Below are 1686 nucleotides of genomic sequence, written 5' to 3'. Positions count from 1 at the left end.
TGCTGCGCCGCTGGGTGCACCGTGAAGCCCAGGTGAGGGCCATGGCGGTGCAGGATCCGCTCACCGGGCTGGCAAACCGGCGTGCCCTGTTTGATCAGTTTGCCCATGAAATTGCCCGGGCCCGGCGCGCCGGGGAAGACCTGTCGGTGTGTGTGCTGGACCTGGATCACTTCAAGCAGATCAATGACCGCCATGGCCATGCTGCGGGGGATACCGTACTGGTGCGGGTGGCGGAGCGGCTGCGCCAGACCCTGCGGGAAACCGACCGCATCGGTCGCATTGGTGGCGAAGAGTTTGTGTTGGTGTTGCCCGCTACCGGCCGAATGGGTGCAAAAAATGTGGTGGAGCGCTGTCGCGCGGCACTGTACGACACTCCCATCGTTCTGGACGATGGCACTGCGCTGACAGTCAGTGCCAGCTTTGGCGTGGTGGTTGCTGCTCCGGGCATGGAGGCAACGGCATCCCAGCTGGTGTCCCAAGCGGACGAAGCCCTGTACCAGGCCAAGCAAAGGGGCCGCAACCGGGTGGAATTCTGGTCGGCAGTCACCAGCGCAACGGCCTGAACCTGTCCCTGATTAACCATTTCCTGTCGCGCATTGGCCGGGTGTCTTTGCACCGTCTTCCCTATTGTTGCTCTTCACGCTGGCGCCAGTGCGCGCACTATTTCGTTCTATCCAATAACAACACCGCGGCGGAGTACCATGCAGCAATACGTCTACGATATCGTGATCAACCATGGGCAGTTCTTTGATGGCAGTTGCCGGGACGGGGTGATTCGTCATTTGGGAATCCGGGATGGGCGGGTTGTCACCATCAGCGACGTGCCGTTGCCGTTACACGCTGCGCCCAGAGTGTATGACGCCACCGGACAGTGGGTGACGCCGGGCTTTATCGAAACCCATAGCCATTACGATGCCGAGGTTATTGCCACGCCGTCATTAAAAGAATCGGTGCGCCACGGTGTCACCTCGGTGCTGATTGGTTCCTGCTCCATCAGCATGATCAATGCCCAACCGGAAGATTGTTCGGACCTGTTCACCCGGGTGGAAGCGGTGCCCCGGGAAGCGGTGCTGCCGATTCTGGAAGAGAAAAAAAGCTGGCGGGATGCCGCCGGGTATCGGGCCTTTTATGACAGGCAGCCTCTGGGTCCCAATGTGGGGTCCTTTGTGGGGCACTCCGATATCCGCGTGGCAGTAATGGGCCTGGAGCGGGCGACTTCACCGGAAAAGCCCAGTGAAGAAGAACTGCAACAGATGGAGTGTTTGCTGGAAGACGCCCTGGATGCAGGTTGTATCGGACTGTCATTGATGACCACCCGGCTGGACAAGGTGGATGGCGACCGCGCCTGGTCTCGCCCCTTGCCCTCTACCTATGCCCGCTGGGGAGAGTTCAAACGGTTATTCCGTATCCTTCGGCGCCGTAATGCGGTGATGCAGGGAGCGCCGGATGCGGTGAAAAAAGTGAATGTGCTGCGTTTCTTGTGGCAGGCCCATGGGCTCTTCCGCCGCCCCATGAAGTGCTCCATGCTCACTGCGCTGGATCTCAAGTCCAACCCCTGGTTGAACGTGGTGACCCGGTTGAGCGGCTTTGTGGCGAACCGGGTACTGCGGGGGAATTTTCGCTGGCAGACGCTGCCCGCGCCATTCACCTTGCACCTCAGTGGTTTGAACGTGAATGCGTTCGAGG

General features: G+C 60.2%; 1 protein-coding gene and 1 pseudogene. Both read left to right on the top strand.

The genetic code is table 11. The annotated features are described in order from the left end of the window. Nucleotides 1-563 (top strand): GGDEF domain-containing protein (locus tag A3730_RS02195; RefSeq protein ID WP_231883810.1); only part of this gene is annotated, 563 nt, incomplete at its 5' end. A gap of 138 nt (nucleotides 564-701) precedes the next feature. Next, nucleotides 702-1686: pseudogene (locus A3730_RS02190) on the top strand (N-acyl-D-glutamate amidohydrolase); the annotation flags it as partial.

The sequence above is a fragment of the Alcanivorax sp. HI0044 genome (assembly GCF_001634945.1).
Note: the sequence above shows the minus strand (reverse complement) of the source record. Positions and strands in the feature narration are given on the sequence as shown.